The sequence below is a fragment of the Faecalibacterium sp. AM43-5AT genome (assembly GCF_003603345.1).
GTDB lineage: Bacteria > Bacillota > Clostridia > Oscillospirales > Ruminococcaceae > Faecalibacterium > Faecalibacterium taiwanense.
In genome coordinates this window covers 506,643-523,445 of the sequence record NZ_QVGZ01000001.1, presented here as the reverse complement: position 1 = coordinate 523,445, position 16,803 = coordinate 506,643, and the positions used below count along the sequence as shown (strand labels likewise).

The 16,803-nt window shown below is 59.9% G+C and carries 15 protein-coding genes; 14 read left to right on the top strand and 1 reads right to left on the bottom strand.

Features of this window, described 5'->3' with window-relative positions:
• Window positions 1-22: 22 nt before the first annotated feature.
• Window positions 23-946, top strand: coding sequence for a translation elongation factor Ts (gene tsf, locus DW937_RS02850; RefSeq protein WP_097774867.1), 924 nt, complete (start codon window positions 23-25; stop codon window positions 944-946).
• A 191-nt stretch (window positions 947-1,137) separates the two neighbouring features.
• A complete protein-coding gene (locus DW937_RS02845; protein WP_120120076.1) occupies window positions 1,138-1,830 on the top strand; it encodes an alpha/beta hydrolase in 693 nt (230 codons plus the stop codon).
• 80 nt (window positions 1,831-1,910) lie between these two features.
• On the opposite strand, the gene DW937_RS02840 is transcribed toward DW937_RS02845, so the two are convergent.
• A complete protein-coding gene (locus DW937_RS02840) occupies window positions 1,911-3,638 on the bottom strand; it encodes a carbon starvation CstA family protein (protein ID WP_118527872.1) in 1,728 nt (575 codons plus the stop codon).
• Window positions 3,639-4,334: 696 nt separating this feature from the next.
• On the opposite strand from DW937_RS02840, the gene DW937_RS02835 reads away from it, so the two are divergent.
• The 12 genes from DW937_RS02835 (at window position 4,335) to hslO (ending at window position 16,543) form a co-directional block, all read left to right on the top strand.
• Window positions 4,335-4,652, top strand: coding sequence for a YerC/YecD family TrpR-related protein (locus DW937_RS02835; protein ID WP_120120075.1), 318 nt, complete (start codon window positions 4,335-4,337; stop codon window positions 4,650-4,652).
• Between the two features lie 74 nt (window positions 4,653-4,726).
• Window positions 4,727-5,050 carry a hypothetical protein gene (locus tag DW937_RS02830; protein WP_005940334.1) on the top strand — a complete coding sequence of 108 codons (324 nt, stop codon included), beginning with the start codon at window positions 4,727-4,729 and terminating at the stop codon, window positions 5,048-5,050.
• Window positions 5,051-5,202: 152 nt separating this feature from the next.
• Window positions 5,203-5,856, top strand: coding sequence for an HAD-IA family hydrolase (locus DW937_RS02825; RefSeq protein WP_243111407.1), 654 nt, complete (start codon window positions 5,203-5,205; stop codon window positions 5,854-5,856).
• Window positions 5,857-5,898: 42 nt separating this feature from the next.
• Window positions 5,899-7,764, top strand: a complete 1,866-nt coding sequence (locus DW937_RS02820; protein WP_120120189.1) for an SGNH/GDSL hydrolase family protein — start codon at window positions 5,899-5,901, stop codon at window positions 7,762-7,764.
• Between the two features lie 55 nt (window positions 7,765-7,819).
• On the top strand, window positions 7,820-8,041 hold the full coding sequence (locus DW937_RS02815) for a hypothetical protein (protein WP_120120073.1): 222 nt from the start codon (window positions 7,820-7,822) through the stop codon (window positions 8,039-8,041).
• Between the two features lie 95 nt (window positions 8,042-8,136).
• A complete protein-coding gene (locus tag DW937_RS02810) occupies window positions 8,137-8,877 on the top strand; it encodes a YjjG family noncanonical pyrimidine nucleotidase (protein ID WP_120120072.1) in 741 nt (246 codons plus the stop codon).
• Between the two features lie 35 nt (window positions 8,878-8,912).
• Window positions 8,913-10,808, top strand: coding sequence for an ABC-F family ATP-binding cassette domain-containing protein (locus DW937_RS02805; RefSeq protein WP_120120071.1), 1,896 nt, complete (start codon window positions 8,913-8,915; stop codon window positions 10,806-10,808).
• Between the two features lie 13 nt (window positions 10,809-10,821).
• The gene (locus DW937_RS02800) at window positions 10,822-11,367 is read left to right on the top strand and encodes a Gx transporter family protein (RefSeq protein WP_118527860.1); all 546 of its coding nucleotides are present in this window, start codon (window positions 10,822-10,824) and stop codon (window positions 11,365-11,367) included.
• 141 nt (window positions 11,368-11,508) lie between these two features.
• Window positions 11,509-13,968 (top strand): endopeptidase La, encoded by a 2,460-nt coding sequence (gene lon / locus DW937_RS02795; protein ID WP_120120070.1) that lies wholly within the window; start codon window positions 11,509-11,511, stop codon window positions 13,966-13,968.
• Window positions 13,969-14,274: 306 nt separating this feature from the next.
• The gene (gene yihA / locus DW937_RS02790; RefSeq protein WP_120120069.1) at window positions 14,275-14,874 is read left to right on the top strand and encodes a ribosome biogenesis GTP-binding protein YihA/YsxC; all 600 of its coding nucleotides are present in this window, start codon (window positions 14,275-14,277) and stop codon (window positions 14,872-14,874) included.
• Window positions 14,875-14,877: 3 nt separating this feature from the next.
• The gene (locus DW937_RS02785; RefSeq protein ID WP_005940360.1) at window positions 14,878-15,627 is read left to right on the top strand and encodes a class I SAM-dependent methyltransferase; all 750 of its coding nucleotides are present in this window, start codon (window positions 14,878-14,880) and stop codon (window positions 15,625-15,627) included.
• A 4-nt stretch (window positions 15,628-15,631) separates the two neighbouring features.
• Window positions 15,632-16,543, top strand: a complete 912-nt coding sequence (gene hslO, locus DW937_RS02780) for an Hsp33 family molecular chaperone HslO (RefSeq protein ID WP_120120068.1) — start codon at window positions 15,632-15,634, stop codon at window positions 16,541-16,543.
• Window positions 16,544-16,803 lie beyond the last annotated feature (260 nt).

The window sequence follows — 16,803 nt, the reverse complement described above, 5'->3', positions numbered from 1 at the left end:
ACGTGTAAGGGAGAATACGAAAATGGCTATTTCTGCAAAGGACGTTATGGAACTGCGCAAGCAGACCGACTGCGGCATGATGGAGTGCAAGAAGGCTCTGACCGAGGCTGACGGCAACTTCGAGAAGGCAATCGAGATCCTGCGTGAGCGTGGTCTGGCTACCGCTGCCAAGAAGGCAAGCCGTACCGCTGCCGAGGGCATGGTCTACGCTGACTACTGCCCCCAGTGCAAGGTGGGTGTTGTCATCGAGGTCAACGCTGAGACCGACTTCGTTGCCAAGAACGACAAGTTCGTTGCTTTCGTCAAGGAGGCTACTCAGGTCATCATGAAGCAGAACCCTGCTGATGTTGAGGCTCTGATGGCTTGCAAGACCGAGAACGGCGAGACCGTGGACGAGGCTCTGAAGAACCTGATCCTGGTCATCAAGGAGAACATCAAGGTTCGCCGCTTCGTCCGTTACGAGGGCGTTTGCTCTGCATACGTCCACGGCGGCGGCACCCACGGCATTCTGGTCAACTTCGAGACCACCAACGGCATCGAGGCTAAGGACGAGTTCGTTACCTACGGCAAGGACATCGCCATGCAGGTCGCAGCTGCTAACCCCGGCTATGTCGATGAGGCTTCTGTCCCCGCTGAGGTCGTGGCCAAGGAGAAGGAGATCATGCTGGCTCAGATGGCTGGCGATCCCAAGACCGCGAACAAGCCCGAGGCTGTGAAGCAGAAGATGATCGAGGGCAAGATCAAGAAGTTCTTCAAGGAGAACTGCCTGGTCGATCAGGAGTTCGTCAAGGACGGCGACCTGACCGTTGCTCAGTACACCGCTAAGGTCGCTAAGGATCTGGGCGGCGACATCAAGATCGTCAAGTTCACCCGCTTCCAGAAGGGCGAAGGCCTGGAGAAGCGTGCTGACGACTTCGCTGCTGAAGTTGCAAGCATGGTGAAGTAATTTAACTTCCAAAGTTGAATTGGGAGCTGCAGTACCCGTAACAGGGCACTGCGGCTCCTTTTTTGTTTGTGTTTGGCGGGCGGATGTGCTATCATAGAGAAAACGGAAAGAAGGGAGGACGAAAAGCAATGCGCAGTGTAAACAAAACGTCTCTCCGAATGGAGAGCATGATCGGATAAGGAGAGTCCCTTATGAAAAAACAAACCATGACTCTTGCGGGCATCCCTGCCATCCTGTACGGCAGCCGGAGCCGGAATGTTTACCTCTATCTCCACGGCAAGAACGGCTGCAAGGAAGAAGCAGAACGTTTCGCCGCTACAGCCTGTGCAGCTGGCTGGCAGGTGCTGGCTATCGACCTGCCCGAACATGGCGCACGGAAAAACAGCCCGGAGCGGCTTCTGCCGTGGGTGGCTGTGCCGGAGATAGAAGCCGTATACGCCCGCATGAAGCCGGTGTGGGCGCATATCCGGCTGTATGGCGTGAGCATCGGCGCGTGGCTTGCCATGCAGGCGCTGCAGGGAGACGCGCCGGAACAGGCCCTGCTGGTCTCTCCGGTGGTGGATATGGAAGCTCTCATCACGAATATGATGCAATATGCCCATGTGACCGAGGAACAGCTGCAGCGGGCAGGGGAGATCCCCACGGATCTTGGGGAGACCCTCTCATGGCCGTATCTGTGCTGGGTGCGGGAACATCCGCTGCACTGGCATGGCCGCACGCAGGTGCTGTATGGTGACAGGGATGCCCTGACCAGCCGCACCATGATCGAGCGCTTCCGTCAGGAAAGCGGGGCGCATCTGACGATCATGGAAGGCGGGGAGCACTGGTTCCACACCCCGCTGCAGCTGGCCGTGCTGCAGAGCTGGGAAGAGGCCAATCTCTGAGTACAAAAAACGCCGCTGACGGTTTTTACGCCGTCAGCGGCAGTTTGCATTTACAGATTCAGTTCAGCAGGATCTGAAACTCAAACCTTTGCCTCGCTGTTGTGCTCAGCATTCTTATAGGCCTTGAAGGAGTGGAACACGATGTTCAGGCCCAGAACGATCAGCAGCACGGCCAGGATCAGCTGCAGGCCGTTTGCAATGAACACAGCACCCCAAGTGGTCTCGCCAGCGGGGATGGTGACAGCAGCGGCATTGCTGATGGCCTTGACCATGGCGATCAGGCGCTGCACCAGAGCGGTGAAGGTGACGCACAGCATGATGATCAGCGGAGGGAAGATCATCTTGTTGCTGCGGCCGGTGACCTTCAGGAACACGCACAGGGTGGCCAGAACCAGAGCGCTCAGCAGCTGGTTTGCAGAACCGAACAGGGGCCAGATGTTGGCGTAGCCGATCTTGGTCAGCAGGAAGCCGAAAGCCAGAGTCAGGAAGGTGGAGAAGTACACGTTGCACAGCAGCTTGCGCCAGCCCTCAGCATGCTCCATGTCGTCCACGCTGAACAGCTCCTGGAAGCTCATGCGGCCGATACGGGCCACAGCATCCAGACTGGTCAGGGCCAGTGCGGAAACGCACATGGTCATAAACACAGAGGCAAAGTGCTGGTCAAGGCCGAAGCCCACGAAGAAGCTGGCAACGCCGCGGCTGAAGACCTGGAACGGAGTGCCGTCTGCGGGGGTGCCGTCTGCAGCAGCAGAAGCACCGGCCACGCACAGGGCGATGACAGCCAGCAGGCTTTCCAGCACCATGGCACCATAGCCGACCTTCAGCATATCCTTCTCATTGGTAACGGTCTTGGAGGAGGTGCCGGAAGACACCAGACTGTGGAAACCGGAAACAGCGCCGCAGGCAACGGTAACGAACAGGATGGGGAACATGGTGCCCAGCTTGGCGTTGGTAAAGCCGGTGAACACCGGCAGGTTCATGACGGGATGGTTGACGATCAGGCCCAGAACAGCACCCACGATCATGGCCACGAACATAAAGGTGGTCATGTGGTCACGGGGCTGCTTCAGCAGCCACATGGGCAGGACAGCGGCAAAGAAGATGTACACAAAGGTGATGTAGCTCCATGCAGCCTTGCCCAGAATGATGGGGAAGTTTGCACCCACCACAAAGGACAGCACGATGAATACGATGCTGATCACATTCTCTTTCCAGCCGGTGAAGTGCAGGTTCTTCTGCAGCAGGCCAAAGATCACGGCGAACACCATGAACATGATGGAGACCATGCCGGCAGCACCGTTGGTCTGGGCAGCCTCCACCAGAGCACCGTCAGCACCGTAGGCATTGAAGGTGCCGGCCACCATGTCGGCAAAGGCGGCAATGACGATGCCGCAGAACAGCCAGCAGAACAGCAGGAACAGCTTGCGGCCGGTCTTGCCGATGTACTTTTCGATCAGCATGCCCATGCTCTTGCCGTCGTTCTTGACGGAAGCATACAGAGCGCCGAAGTCGGTGACAGCACCGAAGAAGATGCCGCCCAGCAGCACCCACAGCAGCACCGGCAGCCAGCCGAAAGCAGCGGCCTGGATCGCACCGGTAACAGGGCCTGCACCGGCAATGGAGCTGAACTGGTGTGCAAACACGGTCCAGCCGTCGGTGGGAACGTAGTCCCGGCCGTCCTCATGGACAACTGCCGGGGTCTTGGCAGAGGGGTCAATGCCCCACTTGTTTGCCAGCCAGCGGCCGTAAAGCATATAAGCGCCAAACAGACACACGGCTGCGATCAATACGATGACCAGCGTATTCATTGTTCTTACCTCTTTCCTTTTTGGCATCCGGCAAATGTCAGCGGCATGGGTGCGGCAGGGTGTAAAAAAAGGCCCCGTCCTCCTGCGTTCGTTCCATTTGGGACGAACCATCGAAGACGAAGGCCATCACATACACTGCACATCGTGTATGGAATACTCCGCGATACCACTTCGTTTGCTGCACAGGGCAGCCACTCCCAGCGTACATACATACGCAGCCCCGTAACGTGGGCAAAACGGCCATGCATTACTGGAAGGCGGGGTCAGCGCCTTTGTTCACACAGGCTGCTCGCAGGGGAGAACGCTTTGCTCCTGACTGCTGCCCTTGCATCAGATGGGCGGCTCTCTGGGAGAGGGTGCTGCAAAGAATCATGTCCTGTTCATCGCATTTGCCGAATGATTGTCCGTATTTTAGTGCGGGATTCACAAATTGTCAATATCTTTGGAACAAGTTCGGAGGATACACTAATTCGGGAAAGCGTTCTGCAAGAATTTTTAGATGATTTTTGTTCATGCGTGAAACGAAAAAAACTATACACCCACACGAATGAAAAGAGTTCACGCCAAGGACTTGACTTTCACACTTTGATGTGCTAAAGTGATGATGCAGGAAAGAACCGGAACATTTCCGAAACATTTAAAAGAGGGAACGCTCCCAAAACCGGACAGTCCGCTGCGGCGGCAAGGAGAACATTCATGACAGATAAAAATTCCAGAAGAAACCAGACCACCGATGCACTGTTCGATGCCATCCTCAGTCTGGAAACGCGGGAGGAGTGCTATAACTTCTTTGAAGACCTGTGCACTGTAAAGGAGATCTCGGATATGGCGCAGCGGCTGGAAGCGGCAAAGATGCTGCTGGACGGCAGAACCTACGATCAGATCGTGAAGGCAGTGGAGATCAGCACGGCCACCATCAGCCGCATCAACCGCTGCATCCAGTACGGCTCCGGCGGCTACCGCGAGACTATCGAAAAGGTGCGCGGCACCCAGAACCCTAAAAAGCAGGAGTAACACCGGCGTACCCGGCAGACATAGAATGGGGCGTACACCGCCCCTGACCGGATGAACGAAAGGAAGGTTTTATCATGTCTGCTGAGAACTGTATCGATACCACCCGCTGCCCCTGCCCCTGCCTGCCCAAGGTGACGCTGGAGCAGGCGGTCGTTGACCTTGTGGAGAGCATCGCTCTGCAGGAAAATGCCCTGAGCCACATCCTGTGCGCCGAGAGCCGGAAGATGGACGCCGCCATGAAGCTGGACGGTCTGGACCTGTGCAAGCTGCTGGAAGTGAACGATTCGGCCACCAACATGGTGCACGCCGTGGCAAACCTGGAGCTGGTGCTCAAGGATAAGCTGGAGTTCGTCTCCAACAACCTGTACTATCCGCCTGCGGATGCCGCAGCGAAGTAAGAAGATGCTGAAAGGCCTGTCCGGATGCCGGGCGGGCCTTTTCTCTGCTTGAATGCATAATTTTTGTAAAAACCATTTGTTGGAATTGCTGATAACGGGATTCTGTGCTATACTATACAATGTATCACCATGAAAGTGAGGAAATTTACAAATTGCTGAACTACGATGCGATCCTGTTTGATGTGGACGGGACCCTGATCGATTCCGCTCCCGGTATCATAAATACATTAAAAGAAGTCTTTGCCAGGATGGGCGTGGACACCACAAATGTGAACCTGCGCCGCTACCTTGGCCCGCCGCTGCGCAAGAGCTTTGGTGAGCACTTTACCGACCCGGCCCTCATTGAAAAGGCCACCGACCTGTACCGCGACAGCTACGCCGTCAAGGGCAGCCACGAGTGCGCCGCCTACCCCGGTGCAGCAGAGATGCTGCAGCGCCTGAAGAACGCGGGCCTTGTGCTGTGCACCGCTACCTCCAAGCCCACGCAGGTCGTCACGCCCATTCTGGAAGAAAAGGACCTTGCAGGCTATTTTGATTTTATCGGCGGCGCGTCCATGGACGAGAGCCGCGACACCAAGACCGACGTGGTGCGCCATGTGCTGGCCCAGCCCATGATGCAGGGCAGGCGGGTACTGATGGTGGGCGACCGCAACGACGACATGCGCGGCGCTGCGGACTGCGGGCTGGATGCCGCCGGTGCGCTGTACGGCTACGGCAGCAGGGAAGAGCTGGAACCCTTCCACCCGGTGCTGCTGGCCGAAAGCTGCGCCAGCCTTGCAGACCAGATCCTGAACGGACAGGCATGACCGGAAGGCCCTGTGCCGGAAACGAAATGAATGGTGAGAAATATGAGAAATACACGACCGGAAAAGCAAGCGCTTACTCCTATGCAGAAGCAGGCTGTGCTGGTGTGCAGTGTGTGCGCGCTGGCAGCCATTCTGACCATTGCCATTACCATGACGCTGCTCAAGCGCGGCAAGACCCCTGCGGCCCCGGGGGAACAGCCCTCCAGCGAGGTGCTGGTGCCGGGCGAAGAGGATATCTCGGATCACTACCAGATCAGCGAGACCTCTGCCGCCCTGCTGCCGGAGACCGCCGACGCGGGCGAGAGCTACCAGAAGGAAACGCTGTTCCTCGGCGATTCCAACACGGTGCGCCTGTACGCCAACGGCCTGATCAGCCTGCAGCAGTTCTGCGCCAAGGAGGGCATTGGCACCCATGCCGCCCTGAACGAGGGCATCGTTACCTTTAAAAAGGACAGCAGCACCTACACCATCGCGCAGGCCGTGGCCAAAATGAAGCCCCGCCGCGTGGTCATCATGCTGGGCACCAACGATACCGGCATGAGCGTGGACGAGTTCATCAGCAGCTACACCGCGCTGGTGCAGGCCATTCAGGAAAGCTACCCCTACACCGACATCATCGTGAACACGGTGCCGCCGGTGCCTGCAAACCACGCAAACTACCCCCACATGGACCAGACCAAGATCGACGACTTCAACATGGCCCTGCTGTCCATGTGTGAGCAGATGGGCCTGAAGTTCCTCAACAGCGCCGAAGCGCTGAAGGATGCCAACGGCTATGGCCGCGAGGATTACTACCAGACCGGCGATATCCACCTGAAGCCCGTGGGCCTGAAGGCCATGCTGAGCTATCTACGCACCCACGCTTACCAGACCGACGACCGCCGCCCCGACACCGCCAACATCCCCACCCGCGCCGAGTATACCCCGAACCCCAGTTCTGCGGTGGCAGCACCCAGCAGCTCGGAGGCTGCAGGCTCTTCCGAAGAGCAGGGTGTACTGTATCAGGCCAGCTACCGGGTGGACAAGACCGGCGGCACCCTTTCTAGCGGCAGCGACAGCGGCAAGACATCCCTCTCCTATGAAGTGACCAGCGCCGCCCAGTCCATCAGCGTGACGGCTGTGCCGCAGGACGGCTATGTGTTCGTCAAGTGGAGCGACGGTGTGACCCAGAAGACCCGCACCGATACGAACTTCAAGCAGAACGTGGACGTGACCGCCGTGTTTGCAGCGGCTTCCGTGCATATCAGCAGCACCGGCAAGGCTGTGCTGGGCGATTCCTACACCTTTACCGCAAAGCTGAGCGGCAAGCACCTCACTGCCGACAGCATCCGCTGGTACGCCAACGGTGTGGAAGTGCCGCAGGCGGCGGGCAAGACCACCGTCAAGGTGGAGATCGACCCCTCCATGCTCGATGCGACCTTTAAGGTGTACGCAGTGGCAAGCTACAACGGCTGCACCGTTACCAGCAACACCCTGAATGTGACGGTCAGCGGCGTAAGCTCCGGCAGCTCTTCGTCCAGCTCCGGCAGCAGTTCCGGCTCGTCCGGCAGCACGTCGGGCAGCGGTTCTTCCGGCAGCACCAGCTCTTCCGGTGCATCGTCCGGCACCACCTCCGGGGCATCCTCCGGGGCTACATCCACCTCCGGCAGCTCGTCTCACAGCTCTTCCAGCAGTGAGAGCACGGCTTCCCCGGCAGGCTCAGCTTCTGCTTCCAACGGAACAGCCAGCTCTTCCCACAGCACCAGCTCGTCCCACGCGGACTCTGGTGAGAGCAGCTCGGCTTCCCATAGCAGCTCCAGCAGCGAGAGCAGCTCTGCAAGCTCTGGCAGCTCCCATGCGGCTTCGGAATCCAATGCCAGCAAGGAAGCCGCCAACGAGCAGTCCGCATCCACGGACTCCGCGTCCTGAGACTGTCACCCCGGCCTGCTGTGCCGCATAGGCTGGCAGGAAGGGAGGCGTTTGCATGTACTACGAGGAACCCCGCATCCCGGCGCTGCCCGGGGAAGAGAATGTGACCGACGGCAGCGTGGACGATTACGGCACCGACTGGGAGAACGTGGACAACGGCGCGCTGGAAGAGGAAATGGCAAAGTGTGCTGCCACCCCCTGTGATGTCAAAACCACCTGCCCGGACAACGATCCGGAGCAGACGGACGTACTACCGTACGAAATTGTAACAGAATGATGTGAAGCCAGCTCTGTTTACGGCAGGGCTGGCTTCTGCCTGTTGTTGAGCGCATGGCAGCTGAGGCCATGGCAGAAGGAAAAGAGGGAAGGTTTATGGCAAAATATTATTGCGTGCTGTTCGATGCAGACAACACCCTGCTGAACTTTGACGCAGCCGAAAGCAAGGCACTGGCCGAAACGCTGGTGAACTACGGCATTGAGCCGGACGCAGAAACGGTGCAGACCTACCGCACCATCAACTCGGAGCTGTGGCGGCAGCTGGAAAAAGGCCAGATCAAGCGGGAAAAGCTCATGGCGGAGCGGTTCACCCGCTTCCTCAAGGCCATTGATGCCGCCGGTGACGGAGCCGAGATGAACCGCTTCTATCTGGAACAGCTCTCCACCCACCCGGACCTGATGGGGCCGGAAGTGCTGGATGTGCTGCGGGAGCTTTCCGAGGTGGCAACGCTGGCCGTTGTGACCAACGGCTTCCAGAAGGTGCAGACCCGCCGTCTGGCCGAGAGCGGTGTGCTGAACTTTATGGAGGACGTGTTCGTCTCCGAGAAGATGGACAGCGAAAAGCCCAACCGGAAGATCTTTGATGCGGCCCTGCGCGCCCTTGGCGTGGAGAACCGCGAGCATGTGCTGGTGGTGGGCGACGGCCTGAGCAGCGACATTCAGGGCGGCGTGAATGCGGGCCTTGACACCTGCTGGTATAACCCCAGCCACGCCGAGAACCCCGGCAAGGTGGTGCCCACCTACGAGATCGCAGACCTGAAAGAGCTGTACCCGCTGGTGATGGAGCAGGAAGAGCTGGCCAATGTGGGCCTGAAGAACCGCCGCCACCAGTGCTGAGCCAATAAGCGGATGGAGAACGGGATCATAAAACTATGCTGATACATTTGGAAAAACTAGGCAAGAGCTTTGGCGAGAAGATCGTGCTGCACGATGTGACCGCCAGTGTCGAGCGGGAGGACCGCATCGGCATCGTGGGCCAGAACGGCGCGGGCAAGACCACCCTGCTCAAGATTTTGACCGGCGAGTACCAGGACTACGAAGGCGAGTTCAGCGTGACCCACGGCGTGACGCTGGGCTATCTGGAACAGAACGCAAAGCTGGATGCCACGCTGGATCTCTACGGCGAGATGCGCTCCACCTTTGCCCCTGTGCTGGATGCCATGGCCCAGATGCAGGTGCTGGAACGCAAAATGGCCGCGCAGCCGGACGACACGGAGCTGCTGGCCCGGCACGACCAGCTGCAGAACATCGTGGATGCCGCCGACGGCTACAACATGGATGTGAACATCAAAAAGGTGCTGTCCGGCATGGGCTTTGCGCAGGATACATGGCAGAAGAACATTGCGGTGCTCTCCGGCGGCGAGCTGACGCGGCTGCGGCTGGCAAAGCTGCTGCTGGAAAAGCCGGACGTGCTCATTCTGGACGAGCCCACCAACCACCTGGACTTTGCCACCATGGAATGGCTGGAAAACTACCTCAAGGGCTATTCCGGTGCGGTGCTGGTGGTCAGCCACGACCGCTACTTCCTCGATAACGTGTGTACGAAGATCTGGGAGGTCTCCTTCCAGACCATGACCACCTACAAGGGCAACTTCTCGGCCTACCTGCCCCAGAAGGAAGCCGCCGATGCCCTGCGCCAGAAGCAGCACGATGCAGATGTGGCACTGGCCGAAAAGCTGCAGGACTATGTGGACCGCAACCTTGTGCGCGCTTCCACCACCAAAATGGCCCAGAGCCGCCGCAAGCAGCTGGAAAAGCTGGAGATCACCGAAGCACCCAAGGACGAGACCAACCAGCTCAAGTTCCGGTTTGAATATGACGTAGAACCGTGGAACGAACTGGTGCTGCTCAAGAACCTGACCATCAAAATAGGGGAGCGCACCCTGCTGGAACCCTTTACCTACACGGTGTGCCGCGGCCAGCGGCTGGTGATCGCAGGCCCCAACGGCGCGGGCAAGTCCACCCTGATGCAGGTGCTGGATGGCAAGCGCCGCCCCTCCGGCGGCATGGTGCGGCTGGGCACCGGCGCACGGCCCAGCATCTTTGCCCAGCAGCAGAACCGTCTGGGGCAGGGCCGGGTCATCGATGTGATCTGGAACAAGTACCCCCGCATGACCGAGCTGGAGGTGCGCAGCCATCTGGCAAAGCTGGGCTTCCGGGGCGAGACGGTGTTCAAGCCCTGCGAGGCGCTTTCCGGCGGCGAGCTGGCCCGCCTGCGCTTTGCGGAGATCGTGCTGGAACGGCCCAACCTGCTGTTTCTGGACGAGCCCACCAACCATCTGGACATCTACACCCGCGAAAACCTGACCGAGGCCCTCATGGCCTACACCGGCACGCTGCTGCTGGTCACCCATGACCGCCACCTGATGAACAGTCTGGCCTGTCCTATCCTCTACCTTGAGGACGGCAAGGCCACCCTCTACCCCAGCTACGACGCCCTGATGGGCCGCAGCGCCCCGGCCCCTGCCGTGCAGAAGGCCGCCGAACCGGCCAAGACCGGCTACGGCAGGGAGCAGCGCCGCCGCCGCGCCGAGCTGCGGGCCAAGATCAAGGCCTGCGAGGACGAGATGGAAGCCTGCGGCGCACGCGAAGTGGAGTTGGATAACGAGATCAACTCGCCGGAAGTGTACAACGACCCCGACCTGCTGCGCCAGAAGAGCGACGAGCTGAGCGACCTGCGCTTCCATCAGGAAGAGCTGTTTGCCGCGTGGGAAGCTGCCATGGAAGAGCAGGAAAGCTACGAGCAGAGCCAGCAGACCGAAGAGTAAAGGAGGGTGCCGCATGCCCCAAAACAGACGCAGTTACGAAAAAACGCGCCGCATCGCCCTTTCCGGCCTGCTGTTTGCGCTGGCCATGGCACTTTCGTTCATTGAGGGCACGCTCACCATCCCGGGCCTTTTGCCGGGCATGAAGCTGGGCCTTGCCAACATCGTGGTGATGTACGCGCTGTTTTTCATGGGGCCAAGGCAGGCGCTGGTGCTGGACGTGCTCAAGGCACTGTTCGTGTTTCTGGTGTCCGGCTTCACGGCGGGCCTTCTCTCGCTGTGCGGCGGCCTTTTGTCCCTGCTGGTGATGTGGGTGCTGTACTACCTGCTGCCGGTGCGGCCCACCTGGTTCATCCTGTCCGTGTGCGGCGCGCTGGCCCACAACATCGGCCAGCTGCTGGGTGCAGGCGTGATCATCTCGTCCTCGCTCTCCTTCTACTACGCGCCGGTCATGCTGGTGCTGGGCCTTGTGATGGGCGCATTGACCTCCATCACCCTCAAGGCCCTGCTGCCGGCTCTTGGCAAAATGGGCTTCTCCACGCAGGAAAAGCGGGGGGAATAACCAACCGTCCATGCATCACAGTTGCATTTTGGCCGGAAATCAGTATAATAAGGAAACAACCTGCTAATTTAAAGATAAAATCTCTTGCATACAGCGCTGCCGCCGTGGGAAAGTGCGCGGCAGCCGGGAGGTGTTTGCACTATGAGTGAAAAAGTTACCATCAAGGTGGAGCGCAAAAAGCTGCATCTGCCCACCATCGCCCTGCGCGGGCTGGTGGTGTTCCCCAACAATCTCGTCCACTTTGAGGTGGGCCGCGAAAAAAGCATTGCCGCCGTGGAGTGGGCAATGGCAAATAATTCCAACGTGTTTCTGGTGGCACAGAAGTCCATGGACACCACCGAGCCGCAGCAGGCAGACCTGTTCAGCTACGGCGTAGTGGCCGAGGTCAAGCAGGTGCTGCGCGTCTCCGGGGACCTTGTAAAGGTCCTGGTGGAGGGCAAGTACCGCGCAAAGCTCAGTGTACTGGATGCCAGCGGCGATTTTCTGCTTTCGGAGGTGCGCCCGGCCCCGGTGCGCACAGGCAAGGCCGACGATGCCGTGGAGACCGAAGCGCTGCTGCGCGCCCTCAAGGCCGGGTTTGACGAGTACCTTGGCATGAACCCGCGCCTTGGCAAGGACGTGGTGTTTGCCATCGTTTCCAGCGACGACCCCGCCTTCCTCAGCGAGTACATGCCCGCAAACCTGCTGTTCCGCTACGAGGACAAGCAGGCTGTGATGGACGAGGGCACCCTGAACGGACGGCTGAAAAAGCTCATCGAGATGCTGCGCCGTGAGTGTCAGGTGATGAAAATTGAAAAGGAGATCGCGGAAAAGGTCAACGAGTCCATGGACAAGAACCAGCGCGATTACTACCTGCACGAACAGCTGCACATTATCAGCGACGAGCTGGGCGAGGGCGACGACACCCACGCCGAGGCCGACGAGTACCGCCGCAGGATCACCGGGCTGCACCTTGCCGAGGACAGCGAGAAGAAGCTGCTCAAGGAAGTGGACCGCCTTGCCAAGATGCAAGGCTCCAATCAGGAGGCAACGGTCATCCGCACCTATCTGGACACCTGCCTTGACCTGCCGTGGAACACCTTTACGGTGGACGACCTTGATATCAGCCGCGCACAGCAGATTTTGGACCGCGACCACTACGGCCTGAAAAAGGTGAAGGACCGCATTCTGGAAACGCTGGCCGTGCGCAAGCTGGCACCGGACGTGAAGGCACAGATCATCTGCCTTGTAGGCCCTCCGGGCGTGGGCAAGACCAGTATTGCACGCTCCATCGCCGAAAGTCTGGGCCGCAAGTATGTGCGCATCAGCCTTGGCGGCGTGCGGGATGAAGCCGAGATCCGCGGCCACCGCCGCACCTACATCGGCGCGATGCCCGGCAAGATCATCACTGCCATGATCTCTGCCAAGAGCGCGAACCCCCTCATGCTGCTGGACGAGATCGACAAGCTGGCAGGCGACTTCCGGGGCGACCCGGCCGCAGCCCTGCTGGAAGCGCTGGACCCGGAGCAGAACAGCACCTTTAACGATCATTTCATCGATATCCCGTTCGATTTGAGCCATGTGCTCTTTATCACCACTGCCAACGACCTTGGCAGCATCCCCGGCCCCCTGCGCGACCGCATGGACGTGATCGAGCTGCCCAGCTACACCCGCGTGGAAAAATACAACATTGCCCGCAAGCACCTGCTGCCCAAGCAGCTCAAGGCCTGCGGCCTGACCGGCAAGGTCACCCTGAGCCAGAGCGCGCTGTACGGCATCATTGACGGCTACACCCGCGAGGCCGGTGTGCGCAATCTGGAACGCACCATCACCAGCGTGCTGCGCAAGTGCGCCCGCAAGATCGCCGCAGGCGAGACGGAAAGCGTCTCCGTTACCGGCACCATGCTGGAACAGCTGCTTGGCCCCCGCTTCGTCAAGCCCGACTTCCTCAACCGCACCAACGCGGTGGGCATCGCCAACGGTCTGGCATGGACCAGCGTGGGCGGCGAGACCCTGCCCATCGAGGTGCAGGTGATGGACAACGGCAGCGGCAAGATCACCGTCACCGGTTCGCTGGGCGACGTGATGAAGGAGAGCGCACAGCTGGCCGTTACGTGGGTGCGCGTGCACGCCGCCGAGTACGGCATCGACCCGGAAAAGCTCAAGAAGTGCGACCTGCACATCCACGCCCCGGAGGGCGCAGTGCCCAAGGACGGCCCTTCTGCCGGTGTCACCCTGACCACGGCGCTGGTGTCCTGCCTGTCCGGCATCCCGGTGCGCGGTGATGTGGCCATGACCGGCGAGATCACCCTGCACGGCAACGTGCTGCCCATCGGCGGCCTGCGGGAAAAGAGCATGGCGGCCTACCGCGAGGGCATGAAAACGGTGCTCATCCCCAAGGACAACGAACCCGACCTGTATGAGGTGGACGACGAGGTGAAGAAGAACCTCACCTTCCTGCCCATGCAGAGCCTGACACAGGTGCTGAACGCGGCCCTGCTCAAGCCCCAGAACGCAAAGAAGGCCAAGGCTCCCAGCCGCACCCATGCAAAGAAAAAGGCGGCAGACGCCGCCATTGTGCCGCCCACCGCAGAAAAGCCCCAGCCCGGCGCGGTGTGCTGAGAATAGGGCAGGGCGGCAGATAGCTTTCTCCGCGAACAGCCCGGGACTCCAGTCCCGCCCCAACGCTTGCGCGCCGGGGCCCCACCCCCAGGACATTCGCTGGAGAAACTATCTGCCGTCCTGCTGGGATCGGCACCGGATACTCCGGCAAGATGCGCGAAGCCATGTCTAAAGTGCAGGCTGCGACTAAAATCGACAGAAAAGCCCGACGGGAAGTGCGAGGGCTTGCCTTCGCTGGTGGTCTGGCGAGCGCAGGCGGGACGGAGTGTCCGGTGACAATCCCCTTATCAAAGAAAGGAAAGCTCTATGAATTACAACAAAGCTGATTTCATTGCCAGCTACGGCATTTCCAGCCAGCTGCCCGAGAGCGACCGCCCGGAACTGAGCTTTTCGGGGCGGTCCAACGTGGGCAAATCCAGCCTCATCAATAAGCTGTGCAGCCGCAAAAACCTTGCCCGCGTGTCCAGTACGCCGGGCAAAACGGCTACCATCAATTTCTATTCGGTGGACGACTGCTACTTTGTGGACCTGCCCGGCTACGGCTACGCCAAGGTGAGCAACGCCGACCGTGAGCGCTGGGACGACCTCATCAACAGCTACTTTGAAGCACCCCGCCACCACACTCTGCTGGTGCAGCTGCTGGACTGCCGCCACGCACCCAGCGCCGACGATGAGCAGATGCTGCGCTACCTGCACTATCACCAGATCCCCTACGTGGTGGCCCTGACCAAGGCCGACAAGCTCAAAAAGAGCCAGCTGGCCAAGACGCTGGAAGACTTTGAGAACTTCTGCCGCCCCTATGGCTGCCAGAAGGTGGTGCTGACCAGCGGCGAGAACGGCTACGGCATCCCGGAGCTGCAGGCGGTGCTCAACGCCGCTGTGGCCGGGGAACAGGAAGCGGAGTAAACCATGGCCTACAACGAATTTGCCTATTTCTACGATGAATTCAACGGCGAGGCCGATTACGACGCGCTGTATGCCCACATCCATGCAAAGCTCAAGGAGCACGGCATCCACGACGGCATCCTTGCCGACCTTGGCTGCGGCACCGGTGAGCTGACGTTGATGCTCACGCAGGCGGGCTATGATATGATCGGCATTGACCAGTCCGAGGAGATGCTCTGCGTTGTGCGCGATAAGGCCGAACAGCTGGGCCTTTCCGGCAGGCTGCTGCTGCTCCGGCAGGACCTGCTCAAGCTGGATCTGTACGGCACCATCCGGGGCGCGGTGTCCACCTTTGACACCTTCAACCATATCCCGGACCTCGACACCGCAATTGCCAACGCGGGCTTTTTCATGGAGAAGGGCGGGGTGTTCCTGTTCGATATGAACACGCCCTACAAACACCGGAACGTGCTGGGCGACAACGCGTTCACCTTTGAGGAAGAGGATGCCGCCTGTGTGTGGCGCAACCACTACGATGCCGCCAACCGCCGCGTGGAGATCACCGTGGACATCGACTACCACGAGACCGGCGAGCACTTCCACGAGCAGTTCTGCGAGTACACCTATGACCTTGACACCATCCGCACCGCGCTGGAAAAGCACGGCTTTGCGCTGGAAAGCGTCTGCGACGGCGAGACCTTCGGCCCGCTGACCGAGGACAGCCAGCGCTATTTCTTCTGCGCAGTCAAGCAGTATACACAATTGGAGGGATAACTTTATGGCAAATCTGATCCGCGGCCTGTCGGAGAACGGCGGGGTCGTGTTCTGCGGCGTGGATTCCACCCAGATCGTCCGCAAGGCCGAAAAGCTGCACACCACCAGCGCCACCTGCAGCGCGGCACTGGGCCGTCTGCTCACCGGCGCGGCCCTGATGGGCTCCATGCTCAAGGACGACCGTGACCAGATCACCCTGCGTGTGTCCGGCGGCGGCCCGGCGGGCGTGGTCATTGCCTGCACCGACGGCACCGGCAACGTGAAGGGCTGCATCGATCACCCCTTGGTGGAGCTGCCCGCAAAGCCGAACGGCCACCTGGATGTGGGCGGCGCTGTGGGCAAAGACGGTGTGCTCACCGTCATCCGGGATAACCGCCTGCAGAAGGAGCCTACCGTGGGGCAGGTGCCGCTGGTCTCCGGCGAGATCGCCGAGGACCTGACCGCCTACTACGCCTACAGCGAGCAGGTGCCCACCGTCATGGCGCTGGGCGTGCTGGTGGACAAAGACCTGTCCATCCTGTGCGCAGGCGGCTTTATGGTGCAGCTGCTGCCCGGTGCCACCGATGCGGAGATCGATCAGCTGGAAAAGAACATCGCGGCCATGCCGTCCGTCACCACCCTGCTGCACGAGGGCAAGACCCCCGAGGACATGATGCAGCTGGCGCTGGCGGGCTTTGACCCCAACGTGCTGGACGAGCGCGATGTGCACTACCAGTGCGACTGCAGCGCCGAGCGCACCAAGGAGATGCTGTTCAGCCTTGGCCGCAAGGAGCTGGTGAGGATGCGCGACGAGGACCCCGCCTGCGAGGTGGTGTGCCACTTCTGCCACAGTAAGTACCGGTACGACCTGAACGACCTGCTTGCCGAGTACGACGCGCAGGCGGCGGAACGTGCCGCTGCAGAGCAGGGGACTTGACAAACCGCTAAAAAACAACTATACTACAAATAGAAAAGGCGCTGTCCGCAATGGTCAGCTCCCTCCGGCTAGATAGTCAATAAGAATGACCGCTTACCGTTTGGAGATTGGGGCGGTCATTTCTTATTGTTATGGATCTCTTTGAAGATTGCCCATGTGATCTGAAATGTAATCCCAACTGTGCCGCCAACAATGACGAACAGCTGCAGAACATCGTTCAACACCATGATGCATCCCCCCTTCCGCGTTTGCGAACGGGG